This is a genomic window from Rhizomonospora bruguierae, assembly GCF_018397995.1.
Classification (GTDB): domain Bacteria; phylum Actinomycetota; class Actinomycetes; order Mycobacteriales; family Micromonosporaceae; genus Rhizomonospora; species Rhizomonospora bruguierae.
The window spans coordinates 21,444-37,446 of sequence record NZ_BBQH01000042.1; the positions used below are offsets into that span (position 1 = coordinate 21,444).

General features: G+C 75.3%; 13 protein-coding genes. 7 read left to right on the forward strand and 6 right to left on the reverse strand.

The annotated features are described in order from the left end of the window. Positions 1–6: 6 nt before the first annotated feature. A complete protein-coding gene (locus KJS59_RS21275) occupies positions 7–729 on the reverse strand; it encodes a class I SAM-dependent methyltransferase (RefSeq protein WP_249714625.1) in 723 nt (240 codons plus the stop codon). An 86-nt stretch (positions 730–815) separates the two neighbouring features. After that, positions 816–1,385 carry a nucleoside/nucleotide kinase family protein gene (locus KJS59_RS21280; protein WP_213454714.1) on the reverse strand — a complete coding sequence of 190 codons (570 nt, stop codon included), beginning with the start codon at positions 1,383–1,385 and terminating at the stop codon, positions 816–818. 501 nt (positions 1,386–1,886) lie between these two features. Between KJS59_RS21280 and KJS59_RS21285 the strand changes: the two genes are divergently transcribed. After that, positions 1,887–2,639: a hypothetical protein gene (locus tag KJS59_RS21285; RefSeq protein ID WP_213454715.1), complete on the forward strand. Its 753-nt coding sequence runs from the start codon at positions 1,887–1,889 to the stop codon at positions 2,637–2,639. Between the two features lie 128 nt (positions 2,640–2,767). On the opposite strand, the gene cydB is transcribed toward KJS59_RS21285, so the two are convergent. Both cydB and KJS59_RS21295 read right to left on the reverse strand, forming a co-directional pair. Further along, positions 2,768–3,811 (reverse strand): cytochrome d ubiquinol oxidase subunit II, encoded by a 1,044-nt coding sequence (gene cydB / locus KJS59_RS21290; RefSeq protein WP_213454716.1) that lies wholly within the window; start codon positions 3,809–3,811, stop codon positions 2,768–2,770. Between the two features lie 13 nt (positions 3,812–3,824). After that, complete coding sequence (locus tag KJS59_RS21295; RefSeq protein ID WP_213454717.1) at positions 3,825–5,243, reverse strand: cytochrome ubiquinol oxidase subunit I; 1,419 nt, start codon at positions 5,241–5,243, stop codon at positions 3,825–3,827. A 109-nt stretch (positions 5,244–5,352) separates the two neighbouring features. Between KJS59_RS21295 and KJS59_RS21300 the strand changes: the two genes are divergently transcribed. Further along, complete coding sequence (locus KJS59_RS21300; RefSeq protein WP_213454718.1) at positions 5,353–6,177, forward strand: lysophospholipid acyltransferase family protein; 825 nt, start codon at positions 5,353–5,355, stop codon at positions 6,175–6,177. Positions 6,178–6,256: 79 nt separating this feature from the next. Here KJS59_RS21300 and KJS59_RS21305 read toward each other — a convergent pair whose 3' ends face one another. Beyond that, positions 6,257–6,793, reverse strand: coding sequence for a LuxR family transcriptional regulator (locus tag KJS59_RS21305; RefSeq protein ID WP_213454719.1), 537 nt, complete (start codon positions 6,791–6,793; stop codon positions 6,257–6,259). Next, positions 6,790–9,471 carry a helix-turn-helix transcriptional regulator gene (locus KJS59_RS21310; RefSeq protein WP_249714626.1) on the reverse strand — a complete coding sequence of 894 codons (2,682 nt, stop codon included), beginning with the start codon at positions 9,469–9,471 and terminating at the stop codon, positions 6,790–6,792. The genes KJS59_RS21305 and KJS59_RS21310 overlap by 4 nt, the downstream gene beginning before the upstream one ends. 275 nt (positions 9,472–9,746) lie before the next feature. Between KJS59_RS21310 and KJS59_RS21315 the strand changes: the two genes are divergently transcribed. The 5 genes from KJS59_RS21315 to KJS59_RS21330 all read left to right on the forward strand — a co-directional run bounded on the left by KJS59_RS21315 (position 9,747) and on the right by KJS59_RS21330 (position 15,974). After that, positions 9,747–11,270 carry a dynamin family protein gene (locus KJS59_RS21315; protein WP_213454720.1) on the forward strand — a complete coding sequence of 508 codons (1,524 nt, stop codon included), beginning with the start codon at positions 9,747–9,749 and terminating at the stop codon, positions 11,268–11,270. Then, positions 11,267–13,117, forward strand: a complete 1,851-nt coding sequence (locus KJS59_RS21320) for a dynamin family protein (protein WP_213454721.1) — start codon at positions 11,267–11,269, stop codon at positions 13,115–13,117. The genes KJS59_RS21315 and KJS59_RS21320 overlap by 4 nt, the downstream gene beginning before the upstream one ends. Continuing rightward, complete coding sequence (locus tag KJS59_RS31345; protein WP_249714628.1) at positions 13,114–13,722, forward strand: hypothetical protein; 609 nt, start codon at positions 13,114–13,116, stop codon at positions 13,720–13,722. Before KJS59_RS21320 ends, KJS59_RS31345 begins: the two co-directional genes overlap by 4 nt. A gap of 82 nt (positions 13,723–13,804) precedes the next feature. After that, on the forward strand, positions 13,805–14,578 hold the full coding sequence (locus KJS59_RS21325; RefSeq protein WP_249714630.1) for a glycerophosphodiester phosphodiesterase family protein: 774 nt from the start codon (positions 13,805–13,807) through the stop codon (positions 14,576–14,578). A gap of 25 nt (positions 14,579–14,603) precedes the next feature. Next, positions 14,604–15,974, forward strand: coding sequence for an MFS transporter (locus KJS59_RS21330; RefSeq protein ID WP_213454723.1), 1,371 nt, complete (start codon positions 14,604–14,606; stop codon positions 15,972–15,974). The last annotated feature ends 29 nt before the right edge of the window (positions 15,975–16,003 follow it).

The following is a 16,003-nucleotide window of genomic DNA, read 5'->3' on the forward strand; positions in this document are numbered from 1 at the left end:
GCCACATTAGCCCCGCCGCCGGCACACGTACCGCCCGTAGAGGCGGCCGTGGTATGAGGCGTCCACAATGTCGAATCCGGCCGCGTCGAGCATCGGCTCGAACAGCCACCGGTAGGTGCTGAACTCGGTGCGGATGTGCGTGGCGTAGTCCTCGGCGGTGTATCCCTCGCGGGGGTCGCTCGCCGCGCCGGCGAACCAGTCCGCGAACACCGCCGGTGCCTCACCCGGCCCGAAGTCGTACACCAGGTCGCGGACCAGCAGCGTCCCGCCCGGGCGCAGCATCCCGGCGATGCGGTGCAGGGCCAGGGCCTTGAAGAAGTCGGGTAGCTGGTGCAGGGCGTTGCGGGTGTAGACCACGTCCGCCGGCGGCCCCGGGTGCTCGTAGGTGAGGAAGCCCGCCCGCGTGGCGTCCACATTGGTCAGACCCGCCGCGGCCGCCCGCGCCCGTATCGCGTCGATCATCGCGGGGGAGACGTCCACCGCGACGACCCGTCCGGCGTGTGGCGCGGCGGCGAGCGCCAGCCGACCGGTGCCGGCGCCCAGGTCCACCAGCGTGGCGACCGGGTTCAGCCCGTGCGCCCGCAGGTCCGGCAGGTCACCGGTCGGATCCGTCGCGTCGTCCACCTTCTCGTAGCCGGACTTGCGGTCGTAGCCGGCCACGTACGCGGCGTCCAGGTGCTCCGCGCCCGCGAACGCCAGTTCATCGACTACCCAGGGTCCCTCGATCACGAGGCTCATCCTGGGGAACGGGCAGGAGTCCCGCCACATCATTTCCCGCCGGGTAAGACGGCGGCTGCGTCGCGTGGCCGGGCGCCTCATCCAGTTCGCAGGATTCGGGGGCGCTGGAAGTCGGTGTTGTCGACAAGGACGCCGGCCCTGTCCTGCGGGGCGCACGCCGCGAAGTAGATCCGCTGGGCCTGGACGTATCGCCGCATGGCGGGATGGTCGGCATCGGGTTCGGTGCCGTCGCGCACGGCCATGCGTTGGGCCGTGATGGTGAACGGGACATCGAGGAAGACAGACAGGTCCCAGGCGGCTGTCAGCTCGTCGCGGTGCAGGAACAGCCCGTCGACGATGGGTACCGCCCGGGGTGGGGCGTGCCGCGGTTCGGGGGTGCGGATCTCGTCCGTGGCAAGGTCGTGGGCGGCCGCCCGGTAGTGCCTGGTCCCGTTCGGTCCGAGCGGGTCGAGGACGTCGGCGCGAAACCGCGCGTAGTTGTAGGAGTCGCGCCAGAAGCCCTCCGGCGACGCGCGGCCCTGCCGGTAGCGCACGGCGCGGACGTTGTGGAAGTCGTCGAGCGAGATCCGGATGACCGGCCGGTTTCGTTCGCGCAGGGTGGCTGCGAGTTCGTTGGCGAAGGTGGTCTTGCACGTTCGGTGGCACATGGAACCGCACCCTCTGGCGCTTGTTCGATAATGTGCATTATGTCAACTTCGAGCGTGCGGGGCCCGCCGAGACCAGGCCCCGATCCCGTTGGTATCACTGGGCTTTCGCCGGTTGTCCCCCGCGGGTTACTACGCGGGTTATCGGATTGGGAGCGTCGTGTGTGCGAGGCGTTGCGCCCAGCATCAGCCTGGCGGACCCGGCCCCGGCATTGCCGGCTGCCGCACCGCGGGTGTTAGGAAGCGCCATACCCGCGGCGCTCGTCGGCGTGCCCACCTGGGCTGCCGCCATGCACACCGCAGGTGTTTCCGCCACGGAAGCAGAGCAGAGCGCCGTGACGCGCACCTCCACGGTCCGGGTGCGTTGTCACCCGTGCCGATGGCAAGGGCCCGGATCCCTCGCGGCACAATCAGATCCCGTTGCCGGCGGGTCGATGCGAGGTTGTCGGTGGTTGCTGGTAGACACGGGTCAGCCAAACAGGTGTACGAGAGGGAGGTGGGTTGATGGTCGCGCGCGCCGCGGTTCGCGGGCTGTCCACCGAGGATCTGTCCCGCATCCGGGAGCAGCTGTCCGCCGGGCGCCGGCCGAAGGTGCAGTTCACCGAGGCGGCCGGGCAGATCGCCGGTCAGGTCGGCCAGGTGGTGGAGCTGACCGATCCGGCGGCGTCGGACGAGTGGGTGGTGGTCCGGTTCGGCCGCGATGAGCTGCCCTTCTCCCCCGCCGACCTGATCGTCGCGCCGCGCGGCGCGGGCCGTGCGGGGTCCCGTGCCCGCAACGGGGCCGCGCCCGACGCGCAGCCCGAGGTCTCCGGGCCTGAGTTGCGCCTGACCGAGCCGCCGAAGCCGGAGTCGCCGCGGCCCGAGCCGGGTGGCCCCGAGTCTTCGGCGTCGGTGCCGCAGCCTAGGGCGGAGAGCTCCCCCGCTCCCCCCGCCCAGGAGGGGAAGCCCGCGGCGCGTAAGGGTGCCCGGGCGGCGAAGCCGAAGGCGCCGCCGGCGCTCACCGTCACCCTCGCGTACGCCGAGGGCGAGTGGACGGTCGCGGCGCAGCAGGGCAACAAGGTGCTGGCCAAGCCGTACGTGGTGCGGCCCGCGGAGGCGATGCGCATGGTCAGTCTGGTGGATGTGCCGGGTGTGCACGAGGCGGTGGAGCAGATTCTCGCCGCGGAGCGGGCGGAGGCCGAGCAGCAGGCGGAGCGGCTGCGCGCCGAGTTAGCCGAGATCGAGGCCCGGCTGGCCGAGTTGCGCGACGCGGGTTAGGGCGTCGGCTGGGCCACGCCGGGCGGGCCGGACACGGGGGGTTATGTCTGGCCACGCCCGGCGTGGTGCCGGCGGCGGATGGAGCTGGCCGCGGCATGGATTTCAGCCTGCGCCCGCCGCTGCGGGCTCTACTCGGGTATGTGGCGTATGTCGACCCGGCGGCGGAACACCCAGTACGACCACGCCTGGTAGGCGACCACGACGGGGGCGCACAGGGCGGCCGCCCAGGTCATGATGCGCAGGGTGTAGGCGGTGGCGGAGGCGTTGGCGACGGTCAGCGTGCCGGCGGGGTCCAGGGTGGACGGTAGGAGGACGGGGTGCCGGGCGGCGAACAGCGTGGCCACGGTGGCGGCGATCGCGGTGGCGGTGCCGGTGAACGCCCAGCCCTCCCGGCGGGCGCGCGCGGCGGCGAGGGCGGCGGCCAGGGCCCCGGCCGCGACGATGGCCAGCGCCACCGCCGCCGGGGCTAGGCCGTCCCGCGTGGTCGCGTCCGCCGGCGGGGCGCCCGGCAGGGTGGACGACTGGGCGAGGGTCCAGGCGAGGAAGGGGGCGGCGAGGGCGAGCGCGGCGGTGGCGGCGCGCACCGCGATGCGGGCGGCGCGTGCCCGGATGTCGCGGGTGGTCTTCAGGGCCAGGAACATGGCGCCGTGCGCCACGAACAGCGCGAGGGTGGTGGCGCCGCCGAGCAGGGCGTACGGGGAGAACAGGTCCAGGGTGGTGCCGACGAAGTCGTGGTCGGCGTTCAGCGGTACGCCGCGCAGCAGGGTGGCGAAGACCAGTCCCCAGCCGAACGCGGGCACCAGGGAGCCGACGACGATCGCGGCGTCCCAGCGGGCCCGCCAGCGCGGGTCGGTGCGCTTGCCGCGGTACTCGAAGGCGACGCCGCGGGCGATCAGCGCCAGCAGGATCAGCAGCAGCGGGGCGTAGAAGCCGGAGAACAGGGTGGCGTACCACTCGGGGAACGCGGCGAACAGGGCTCCCCCGGCGGTGATCAGCCAGACCTCGTTGCCGTCCCAGACCGGTCCGATGGTGTTGATGAGCACCCGGCGTTCCCGGTCGTCGCGGCCGAGGACGGGCAGCAGGGCACCGACGCCGAAGTCGAAGCCCTCCAGCACGAAGTAGCCGACGAACAGGGCGGCGATCAGCAGGTACCAGGCGGTGGGCAGGTCCACGGCGGCGGTCCCTTCAGTAGGCGAACGCGAGGGCGCGTTCGCGGTCCGGTCCGGCGCCGGCGTCGTGGTCGGATGCGGGCGGGTCGGCCGGGGGCAGGCCGGCGCGGGCGTACCGCAGCAGCAGGCGCACCTCGATGACGGCCAGGGCGCCGTAGATCGCGGTGAACGCGGCGAAGGAGGTCAGTACCTCGGCCAGGGAGACGCTGACGGACACCCCGTCGCGGGTGAGCATCTCGCCGAAGACCAGCCACGGCTGGCGCCCCATCTCGGTGAAGATCCAGCCGGAGGAGTTCGCCAGCAGCGGCAGGACCGGCAGTACCAGGGCGGCGCGGCGCAGCCATCGGGACGTGGGGATCCGGCCGCGTCGCTGCGTCCACAGTGCCAGCAGCGCGATCGCGGCGGTCAGCACGCCGAGCCCGATCATCAGCCGGAACGTCCAGTAGGTGACCGGGATGATCGGGGTGTAGCTGCCGGGCCCGTAGGTGGCGGCGTACTGCGCCTGCAGGTCCTCGATGCCGTGCACGGTGCCCCGCGGGTCGCCGGTGCCGAGGAACGACAGCACGTACGGGATCTTCAGCGCGTACACCTCGCGGCTGCCGTCCAGGGTGCCGATCGTGAACACGGACAGTGACGCGGGTGACTCGGTCCGGTACAGCGCCTCGGCGGCGGCCATCTTCATCGGCTGCACCTGGGTCATGATCTTGCCTTGGATGTCGCCGGAGATCACGACCGCGGCGGCGGCGACCAGGGTGACCCAGGCGCCGAGGCGCAGCGCCCGGCGGTGGGTGTCGGCGTCCTGCGGCCTACCGCGCATCAGGTGCCACAGAGCGACGCCGGTGAGCAGTCCCCCGGCGACCAGGAAGCAGCCGGCGATCGTGTGCGGGAACGTCACCATGGCGACCGGATTACTGAGTACCGCACCGAAATCCGTCAATTCGGCGCGTCCGGTGGCGGGGTTGAGCCGGTACCCGACCGGGTTCTGCATCCACGAGTTCGCGGCCAGGATGAAGTACGCGGACAGCACCGACCCGATCGCGGCGGCCCAGATGGTGGCCAGGTGTACCCGGCGTGGCAGCCGGTCCCAGCCGAAGATCCACAGCCCGAGGAACGTGGACTCGAGGAAGAACGCGAGCAGCGCCTCGAGGGCCAGTGGGGCGCCGAACACGTCGCCGACGAAGCGGGAGTAGTCGCTCCAGTTCATGCCGAACTGGAACTCCTGCACGATGCCGGTGACCACACCCATGGCGAAGTTGATCAGGAACAGTTTGCCGTAGAAGCGGGTCAGCCGCAGCCAGCGTTCGTCGCCGGTGCGGATCCAGACCGTCTGCATGGTCGCGACCAGGACGGACAGCCCGATGGTGAGCGGCACGAACAGGAAGTGGTACACGGTGGTGACCCCGAACTGCCACCGTGCCACATCGAGAGCGTCCACGCGCCACCCCTCCCTACTACCAGGTGTAGTAAATACTACCCGAGGTAGTAGAGGGGTCGGGTGTGTCCTCGGCAACGTCGGGGCCGGCCGGGTGGCATGATCGTTCGCCGTGGACACGACCGGTGCGGCGCCCTGGCGTCCCCCGCTGGTGTGGCGGGTGCTGCTCGTGCTGGCCCGCGCGCTGGTCGCGCTGATCTGCCGGCTGCGGGTGACCGGCGACGTGCCCACCGCGCTGCGCCACGGCCCGCTGATCCTGGCCGCCAACCACATCAGCCCGATCGACCCGGTGATCCTCACCGCCGCGTGCCGGGTCCGCGGTGTCGCACCGCGCATCATGGCCACCGGCGGGCTGTTCCGCGCCCCCGTCGTCGGCGCGGTCATGCGGGCCAGCGGCCACATCCGGGTCGACCGCGAGGAGGCGACGGTCGCCGACGCGCTCACCCACGCCGCGCACGCCATCGCCGCCGGCGGCGTCGTGCTGGTCTACCCGGAGGGGCGCATCGGCCTGGACCCCGGCATGTGGCCCGAACGCGGCAAGACCGGGGCCGCCCGGCTGGCCCTGGCCAGCGGTGCCCCCGTCGCGGCGGTCGCGCAGTGGGGCGCGCACACCCTGGTCCCGTACGCAGCACCCAGGGGCATCGTGCGGGCCTTGCTGCGTGCGATGGTCCGCCGCCCGGTGGTACGGGTGCACTTCGGCGCCGTCGTGGACCTCTCCGGCCTTCCCGCCTCCGGCACCGGGCCACGGATCGGCGGCGTGGCATCTTCCGGGGTCCACCCGGAACGGGGCGCCGCGCGCCGCGCGACCGACCGGATTATCGACGCGATCACCGACACATTGCGCCCCCTTCGCCCCGACGAGCCGGACCGCCCGCGGCACGTCGACCCCACCCGACCGGCGAACGCGACCCGCACCCACCGCCGCATCGCCCGCTGAACACACCTTCCGTCGAGCCTGGTATTACATCCGCCGGGCACCACAACTGGAAGACCGGCGGGGTTGGGGGGCGTGGGAGCTAGAGCGGGGGGCGGGGGCGCCGCTGGCGCAGGTAGGCCAGGACGGCCTCGCGGGTGGTGCCCACCCCGAACAGTTCCCGGGCCTGGGCGATCCGCCGGTTCGCGGTGCGCAGGGAGAGGAACTCGGCCGCGGCCGCGGCCGCGATCGTCTCGCCGCTGGCGAGGCGGTCCAGCAGGGCCCGCTGCTCCGGGATGAGGCGGCCGAGGACGTCGGGCTCGGCGCGGCCGGTGTCGGGGGCGCGGTGGACGGGGCCGAGGCGGGTCAGGTCGCCGACCAGGGCGCGGCCGAGGTCGGTGGCGGCGTCCGTGATCGCGACCACGCCCGCGCCGCGGGCGGCGGCGAGCACCACCAACTGGACGGTCTCCAGGTCGGGCACCCGGCCGTAGAGGGCCAGGTGGGCGGTGGTGAGGTCCCAGGCGGTCTCGGTGAGGGCGAAGCCCTCGCGCGTGCGCCAGCCGGCGCGGGCCAGCCGGCGCAGGACCGCGGTGGCGTCGGCGGCGGTGGGGACCACGTAGCGGGGGGCGTCCGAGATCATCCGGCGAGTACCTCCAGCGCCCGCGCGGCGGCTTCGGTGCGGGTGCGTGCGCCCAGTTTGCGCATGCCGGCCCGGATGTGGGTCTCCACCGTCTCGGCGGAGATGCCCAACTGACCGGCGATCCGGCGGGTCGGTTCGCCCCGGGCGACGAGGCGGAGCACCTGGCGTTCCCGCCCGGTCAGCTCGCCACTCCCGCCTGCGGTGCCGGACGGGCCGGTGCCGCTGGGGCCGCGGCGCACGGCGTGGCGGCGCAGGGCGCGGCGGACGCGGCCCAGCAGGACGACCAGTCCGCAGCGCTCGGCGAGGGATTCCGCGGCCAGCAGCACGGGGACCGCCCGGTCACGGTCGCCGGCGTGCAGGCCGTGGGCCAGCAGGCACCGCACCTCCTCCCGGACCGCGATACCGCGCCACAGCCGCGCCGCCCGGGTGAAGCCGTCAGCGGCGCCGCTGGACCACGCGGCCAGCGTCTCCCGCACCGCCGGAACCACCGAACCGGGGCCGTCCTCGGCGGCCGGGCCGGCGGCGCCGGGGTGGGCGCCCGCTGAGCCCGCGGCGTCGTGGGCGGCCCAGTGGGCGGTGATGTCGCGCAGCCCGGCCACCAGGGGCGGGCCGCTGCCGGTGGCGGCGACCGGCTCGGCCGTCGCCTGGTCGGGCCGGCCGTCGAGCCACGCCGCCTCCCGCCGGACCCAGTCCAGCAGGACGCCCGCGCCGGGCGGGTCGGGCGCCGCGGCGGCCAGCCGGGCGCGGGCCGGGGCGAGCAGGCCACCGTCCGCCTCCAGCAGCGCGGCGGCCGCCGTCGCGTAGTCGCGGGCGAGGGGCGGCAGCGTGCGGTCGGTAAGGTCACCCGCCCGTCGCAACACATCATCGGGGACGCCGGTACCACGCTCCGGGTCGCCGCGCAGCGCGGTGCACCACAGCCGGGCCGCGAGGAAGCGCGTCTGCCAGCCGTACGCGAGGTCGGCGGCGCAGGCGTCGGCGGCCTGGCCGGCGGTGTGCGCGGCCTCGGCGAGGCGGCCGTCGGCGGCGAGCGTCTCGACGAGCAGCCACCCGCTCCACCGGGCGGCCAGCACGTCGCCCGCGGTGGCGGCCGCCGCGGCGGCGGAGGCCAACCCGTACTCCCAGCCGGGCTCGCGGCGCGCGGCGCGGACCGCGGCCACCGCCGCCCGCAGCCCGGGATGGGCGGGCGGCTCGCCGTGCCGGGCGATGACCGCGGGCAGCGTCACGGCCGCGCCGGCCGGTGTGGTCCCCAGGTCGGTGAGGAGCCGGACCCGGTCGCGGGCGGCGACCACGGCGGGATCGGCGTCGTCCGGTACCGGGGCGACGGCGTCCCGCGCGGCGGCGGGGTCGCCCGCCTGGAGCAGGGCCTCGCCACGCAACACCGCCGCCTGCCCGCCCAGGGTGGCCGTGACGACCTGGGCGGCGGCGCGGGGGCGGCCGGCGGCCAGGGCGGCCCGGGCGGCGGCGATCCGCACCGCCGGCTCCACCACCACGCCCGCCGGCGGCTGCGCCAGGTCGCACGCGAACAGCAACAACTCGGCCCGCTCGCCGCCGCTCGTGGCGGTCCGGGCGGCGGCGGTGGCCAGGGCGTAGGCGGCCGGTCCGTCGCCGGCCGCGGCCAGGTGCCGTACGGCTTCCCGGGGCGGCACCAGCCCGGCCAGGCGGCGGTGCAGGGCGGCGCGCTGCGCCGAATCCAGCAGCCCGGCGGCCACCTCCGCGACATAGGGCGACACCGGCGCCACCTCACCACCCCCGGACGTACCGCCCGAAGCATCACCGCCCGCTGCCGCACTGCCGAAACTCGAAGCAGCACCCGGAGCATCGAGGGCCGCGCCGGCCCGATCGCCGCCCGGTACGTCGCCGCTCGGCGGAACGGTGCGGGTGACAAGGCCGGCGGCGAGCAGTTCGCCGGTGCCGGCGCCGAGCAGGGCGGCCGGGGCCGGGCGGCCGAGCAGGCCCAGTGCCGCCATCGCGGTCCGGGCCGGGCGGGGCAGGTCGGCGAGCGCCACCGCCACCGCGTAGGCGACCTGGTCCTCATCGGGCCCGGCGGCCGGCGAGTCGGCGCCGGACGCGGCGTGGCGGGCGAGGGCCCGCACCGCGAGCGGGACGCCGCCGGCGCGGCGGACCACCTCCGCGACCCGGGCCGGCGCCAACGCGGGGGCGACCCGGCGGGCCAGGTCGGCCGCGGCCGCCGGCTCCAGGGCGGGTACCGGCAGCCAGCCCGCCGCGGCGCGGCGCAGCGCGGCCACCAGGTCACCGGGCAGGCGGTACGGGGTGCGCAGGGCGACCGCGACGCGGCAGTGCGCGGCGATGGCCGGCAGCGCGGCCAGCGTGAGCGGGTCGGCCCACTGGAGGTCGTCCAGCAGCAGCAGGCCGGACCGGACGCGGGAGCGCACCGCCTCGGCGAGCAGGGCCGGGTCGTGCACCGGCAACCGGACACGGACCGCCCGGGTAAGGGCGAACGCGGGCACCGTACGCAGCATCGCCAGCCCGCCGCCGGCGTGGACGGGGCCGCGGAACGCGTCGCCGAGCGCGGACAGCGCGGCCGAACGCCCGCAGCCGGGCCCGCCGGTCAGGACCACCAGGCCGGGCGCCGCCAGCAGCGCCGACGCCGCCTCGGCCAGGCCACCCACACCCCCGGCGGTGACGGCGGCGGGTGGCGGGCCGGGTGCTTGGCGCAACGTCTACCTCCCCGGTCGCCGGCGGCCGCAGGACCGTGCCCGCCCTGGCGGGAGCGGCGGCCCTGGCACGAAGATGGGATCCAGCGCCGGCACGATAGTCGTAGCGTGTGCGGGCCGGCAGCGCCACCGCCGACCGGTGACCGGCAGCGTTGGCCGGTGGGGCGGACCGGCCCCGACCGCGCCGGAAGGGGACGGAACACGGATGAGCGAGCACGATCGGGATCGTCATTGTCGCCGAACCGGGCCGCCCCTGACGAGTCGGTGAGCCGACAACGATGACCCCGGTCCCCCACCAAGCGGCCACCCCGGCCCCGCCGTACCCCGCTGTGCTCAGTGCCCGTATCGCCGCGCTCTGCGACGAGGTTGGCCCGCGGCTGGGACCCGCCGCCGCGGAGCAGGTGCGCGCGGTGCGCCGGCGGCTGGCCGAGCCGCTGCGGGTGGCGCTCGCGGGGCGGCTGAAGGCGGGCAAGTCCACGCTGGTCAACGCGCTGATCGGGCGGCGGGTGGCGCCGACCGAGGTGGGCGAGTGCACCCGCGTGGTGACCCAGTTCCGGTACGGGACGGCGGACCGGGTGGACGTGGTGCGCCGGGACGGCACCCGCGCCAGCCTGCCGCTGGACGAGTCCGGCATGATCCCGCAGCGGCTCGGCACCCCGCTGGCGCAGGTCGCGTTCGTGGACGTCACGCTGACCAGCGACCGGCTGCGGGACCTGACCGTGGTGGACACCCCCGGCCTGGCCTCCACCAGCGCGGCCGTCAGCGGCGCCGCCCGCCGGTACATCCTGGACGAGGACCTCGACGCGGACTCCGCCGGGGCGATCTGCGGGGCCGAAGCGATCCTGTACGTGTTCACCCAGGCGGTGCGGGCCGACGACGCGGCCGCGCTGGCGGCGTTCCGGTCGGCGTCGGCCCGGCTGGCCAGCACCCCGATCAACTCGCTGGGCCTGCTGAACAAGGCCGACAAGCTGGTACCCGGCGCCGCCGACCCGTGGCCGGTCGCCGCCCCGCTGGCCGCCGAGCAGACCGGCGCGCTGCGCCGGGTGGTGTCCGACGTGGTGCCGGTCGTGGGGCTGCTCGCCGAGACCACCGAGGCGGGCCGGCTCACCGCCGCCGACTGCGAGGCGTTGCGCACCCTGGCCGGGCTGCCCGCCGCCGAACGCACCGTCCTGCTGGCCTCCGTGGACCTGTTCGCCGACCGGCCCGCCCCGGTACCGCGGCAGCAGCGGCGCCGCCTGCTGGAGCTGCTCGACCTGTACGGGGTCGGGTTCGCCCTGGCCCAGTTCGCCGCCCGGCCGGGGCTGGCCACCGGCGACCTGGTCCGCCTGCTGTACCAGGCGTCCGGCTTCCCGCGGCTGCGGCACACCCTGGACACGGCGTTCCGCTGGCGCACCGACGCGATCAAGGCCGGTGGGGCGCTGTCCGCGCTGGAGCGGCTGGCCGGGCACGCCGGGCCCCCCGCCGACCGGGAGCTGCTGCGCGACGCGATCGAGCGGGTGGTGCGGCAGCCGGAGTACCACCGGCTGCGGCTGCTGGAGGCGGCGCAGCGGGTCGGTACCGGCGCGGTCGAGCTGCCCGCGCCGATGGAGCGGGAGCTGACCCGGCTGGCCCTGTCCGCGGACCCGGCGTGGATCCTCGACCTGCCCGGCGCCACCCCCGAGCAGCTGCTCAAGGCGGCGTTGGAGGCCGCCACCCGGTGGCGGGTGTACGCCTTGGCCGGCGCGAGCCCGGCGCAGTCCCGGGTGGCGCTCGTCGCGCATCGCGGCTTCCACCTGCTCTCCCAGCGGCTGCGTGCCCGATGACCGCCCCGCTGGCCCGCCAGCTCCCCGCCGCCGCCGACAGCGCGCTGGCGTACCTGCGCAAGCTGGATCCGCAGGCCGGCGCCGAGGTGGCGACGCTGCGCCGCCGGGAGCTGACCCGCCCCGGCATCGTCGTGGTCGGCGAGACCAAGCGCGGCAAGAGCAGCCTGGTCAACGCCCTGATCGGGGTCCCCGGGCTGTCCCCCGTGGACGCCGCCGTCACGACCGCCGCGTACCTGGAGTTCCGGCACGCAACCACCCCGGACGCCCGGGCGTTCGTGCCTGGCCACCCGCAGCCGGTCCCGCTCAGCCACGCCGACCTGCGGGCGTGGGGCACCACCGGCGGGCCGCTGCCGGACGGGATGCGTCCGCCCCGGCGGATCGAGGTCACCCACCCGGCGCCGCTGCTGGAGTACCTGACGCTGGTGGACACCCCCGGCGCCGGCGGCCTGGAGCCCGCGCACACCGAGGTCGCCCTGGACGCGGTCGAGCGGGCCACCGCCCTGCTGTTCGTCGCGGACGCGTCCGCCCCGTTCGGCCGCCCCGAGCTGGACTTCCTCATCGAGGCCAGCAAGCGGGTCGACGCCGTGGTGTTCGCCCTGACCAAGGTGGACGCCTACCCCGGCTGGCGGACCATCCTCGACGACAACCGCGCCCAACTCGCCGGACACGCGCCCCGGTTCGCGCGGGCACCCTGGTACCCGGTCTCGGCGCGGCTGGCCGAACTGGCCATGACCCTGCCCGGCGGCGCGGCGGCGGAGCTGGTGGCGCAGTCGCGTGTCGCGGACCTCCAGCACGCGCTGATCGACCTGGCCGGGCGCGGGCACCTGCTCCAGCAGGCCAACGTGCTGCGCGCGGTGCGCAGCGAACTGGTGCGGCTGGACGCGGCCGCCGGCGACCGGGTCCGGGCCACCGACCCCGATCCGGCCGAGGCCGACCGGGCGCGCCGCGAACGCGCCGCCGTCGCGGCCCGCAAGCGCACCGAGTCCCGCCAATGGTCGTTGACGCTGAACACCGAGACCCAGCGGGCGCGCGTGGAGGCGACCAGCCGGCTGCGCACCTACGTCAGCGGGCTGCAGGAGGAGTTGCTGGCGCGCGTCGACGCCGCCCGCGGCGACGAGCTCACAACCCTGCCGGAGCGGGTCGACCGGGCCCTGCACGCGCTGTCGCTGCGGCTGTCCCAGGACCTCGAGCACCGGTTCCAGCGGGTCGGCGAGCGGGTCCTGGCGCAGGTGTTCACCCGCCAGGAACTGGGCGTCGTGCTCGGCCGGCTCAACGCCACCCTCCGCCACACGCTGGCCACCAGGCCCCGACGCGAGGGCGGCGGCGCGGACAACGTGCTGATCGCCATGTCCGCGGGCGGCGTGGCGCTGATGGCCGGGCGCGGGGCGATGCTGGGCGCCTCCGCGCTGGGCGCGTCCGCGCTGATCGGCGGCGGCCTGCTCATCCCGGTCGCCGGCCTCGGCCTCGGCCTGGCCGCCGGCGGGTTCATCCTGTACCGGCGGCGCGCCGCCAGCGACCGCCAGCAGGCCCGGACCTGGCTGCGGGAGGTGCTGGCCGAGGCGCGGGCGGCGCTCACCGACGAGGTCGCCCACCGCTTCACCGACCTGCAGTACGCGCTCACGCTCGCCCTGGACGACGCGATCGAACGCCGGCTCGCCCAACTCGACGCGCACCTCGCCCAGATCGACCGGGCCCTGGCCGAGGACCGCGCCGCGCGGGCCCGGCGCCGCGCCGCCCTGCAGGCCGAGCGGGACGCGCTGCGGTCCAGGATCAGCCAGGTGGACGAGGTGCTGGCGCGGGCCCGGGCGCTGACCCCGGCCGCCGACACCGGAGGGACGGGCCCATGACCGACCACTTCGACCACGACTTCGACGGGCCGCACGCCCACGGGCCGGACCCCGGCGGCGAGCGGTTCGAGCACCTCGGCGCGGAGCACGTGGAGCCCGACCCCGGCGCCGAGGTGCACCCGTTCGACGACGGCGACTTCGAGCACGGCGACTTCGAGCATGGTGGCTTCGCGGACGGCGGCCACGACGCCTACGGCCGCGGCGCGGACGAGCCGGACATCGACCTCGGCGCGGACCACCTCGACCCGCCCGGGTCGCTCCCCGACCACGACCCCGCCCAGGACCCCGGCCTCGCCGGGGAGACCGTCGGCGCCGACCCGGACCTGGCGCCGGAGCCCGGCGACGGTGGCTGGTCGGCGGACGCGTTCCCGCCCGCCCTGGCCGTGACCGTCCCCGAACCCATCGATGGTCCACCATGGATCGACCCGGCCGCGCTCGGCGGACCGGAACCGTTCGAGCCGACCGCCGGGGCCGGCGCACCGGGCGTGGCCGACCTGCTCGACTACGCCGCCGAGGAGGTCCCGCCCGGCACCGACCCGTGGACCGCCCTCGCCGGCTCCCCGGACCCGGCCACCAGCGCACTCGCCCGCTTCTGGCGGGGCTAGCCCGTCGGCCTTGCCAAGGCGCCGCCGTGGGGCCCGCACGGTGTGCACCCTACTGTCACCTTGGCTCGGCATACTGCGCGGTGTGGCGCACCGATTCGCATACCTGGACGCACCCCTCCCGCTCGCGTTCGCGCACCGCGGCGGGGCCGCGGCCGGCGACGAGAACACCGCCGAGGCGTTCGCCCGCGCGGTCGGCCTCGGCTACCGGCACGTGGAGACCGACGTGCACGCGACCGCCGACGGGGTCCCCGTGGTCTTCCACGACCCGACGCTGCGGCGGCTGACCGGCCAGCCGGGCCGGATCGCCGACCGACGCTGGGCGGACCTCGCCTCGCTGCGGGTCGGTGGGGCCGCCGCGATCCCCCGGCTGGACGAGATCCTCGCCGGCTGGCCCGACGTGCGGTTCAACGTGGACGTCAAGGCCGACAACGCCGCCGTGCCGACCGTGGAGACGATCCACGGCGCCCGCGCCGAGGGGCGGGTGCTGCTCGCCTCGTTCAGCGAGGCCCGGCTGGCCCGGCTGCGCGCCATCGCCGGACCGTCGGTGGCCACGTCGCTGGGCGTCGGGGGCGTCGCCCGGCTGTGGCTCGCGTCCCGGGCCGGGCGGCCGGTGCGGCTGCCCCCGACCGTCGTGGCCGCGCAGGTACCGGTCCGGTATGGGCGGGTCCGGGTGGTGGACCGCCGGTTCGTCGCCCACGCCCACCGGCTCGGGTTGCAGGTGCATGTCTGGACGATCGACGATCCCGACGCGATGACGGGGTTACTGGAGCTCGGCGTGGATGGCATCATGACCGATCGCGTCGACGTGCTGCGCGACGTGTACGCCGCCCGCGGCCTGTGGCCCGGCACGACCTGATCCGGGACCTGACCGAGGAGATCCGATGACCACCACCGAGGCGCCGCCCGCCGCCGAGCTGAGCACCCGGCGGGAACGGGTCGGCTGGTACTTCTACGACTGGGCCAACTCGGCCTTCTACACCACGGTCGTCACGGTCTTCCTCGGCCCGTACCTGACCTCGATCGCGGAGAACGCGGCCGGCTGCGGCGGCGACATCAGCTGCGCCGGCCGCGCCGTGCACCTGTTCGGCCTGGCCGTCGCGCCCGGCTCGCTGTTCCCGTACACCGTGTCGCTGTCGGTGTTCCTGACCGTGTTCGTGCTGCCGGTCGTCGGCGCGATCGCCGACCGGTCGGCCCGCAAGAAGGAACTCATGGCCGGGTTCGCCTACGCCGGCGCCGGCGCCACCATCGGGCTGGTGTTCCTCACCGGCGACCGGTACCTGCTGGGCGCCGGCCTGTTCCTGCTGGCCAACATCGCGTTCGGCGCCAGCGTGGTGGTGTACTACTCGTTCCTGCCGCAGATCGCCGGCCCGGACGAGCGGGACTCGGTGTCCAGCATCGGCTGGGCGATCGGCTACCTCGGCGGTGGCCTGCTGCTCGCCCTGAACGTGGTCGCGGTGCTGTTCAAGGGCGCCCTCGGCATGGACACCGCCGAGGTGGCCCGGTGGAGCATCGTGTCGGCGGGCGTGTGGTGGGCCGGGTTCACCACGATCCCGCTGCGCCGGCTGCGCAACCGGCCCCCGGCCGCCGGCGCCGCCCGCGGGTCCGTGTTCACCGACGGCTTCAAGCAGCTCTGGCACACCCTGCGCGGGCTGCGCGCGTACCCGATCACGCTGTTCTTCCTGATCGCGTACCTGATCTACAACGACGGCGTGCAGACCGTGATCGCCCTGGCCAGCGTCTACGGCACCAAGGAGCTGCTGCTGCCGGACGATGTGCTGGTCCCGACGATCCTCATGGTCCAGTTCCTGGCCTTCTTCGGCGCGATGGGCATGGGCTGGCTGGCCAAGCGCATCGGCGCGTGGAAGACCGTGCTGATCAGCCTGGTGGCCTGGATCGGGCTGATCGGCGCCGCGTACCTGCTGCCGGCCCGGCAGACCATCCCGTTCATCCTGCTCGGCGGCGGCATCGGTGTGGTGCTCGGCGGCACCCAGGCGCTGAGCCGCTCCCTGTTCAGCCAGCTCATCCCGCCCGGCCGGGAGGGCGAGTACTTCGGCCTGTACGAGATCTCCGACAAGGGCACGAGTTGGCTGGGGCCGCTGCTGTTCGGCATCGCCTACGGCGCCACCGGCAGCTACCGGGCGGCCATCGTGTCGCTGCTGGTGTTCTTCGTCGTCGGGTTCGTCGCCCTGCTGGCCGTGCCGATGCGCCGCGGCATCCAGCGGGCCGGCAACACCCCGCCGCGGCTGCTGTGACGGCGCGACCCGTACGGTGCCGGCGGCCG

Coding starts and splice junctions, on each gene's coding strand:
- KJS59_RS21320 (WP_213454721.1), top strand. CDS start 11,267: ATGACCGCCCCGCTGGCCCGCCAGCTCCCCGCCGCCGCCGACAGCGCG.
- KJS59_RS21330 (WP_213454723.1), top strand. CDS start 14,604: ATGACCACCACCGAGGCGCCGCCCGCCGCCGAGCTGAGCACCCGGCGG.
- KJS59_RS21315 (WP_213454720.1), top strand. CDS start 9,747: ATGACCCCGGTCCCCCACCAAGCGGCCACCCCGGCCCCGCCGTACCCC.
- KJS59_RS21305 (WP_213454719.1), bottom strand. CDS start 6,793: ATGATCTCGGACGCCCCCCGCTACGTGGTCCCCACCGCCGCCGACGCC.
- KJS59_RS21285 (WP_213454715.1), top strand. CDS start 1,887: ATGGTCGCGCGCGCCGCGGTTCGCGGGCTGTCCACCGAGGATCTGTCC.
- KJS59_RS21280 (WP_213454714.1), bottom strand. CDS start 1,385: ATGTGCCACCGAACGTGCAAGACCACCTTCGCCAACGAACTCGCAGCC.
- KJS59_RS31345 (WP_249714628.1), top strand. CDS start 13,114: ATGACCGACCACTTCGACCACGACTTCGACGGGCCGCACGCCCACGGG.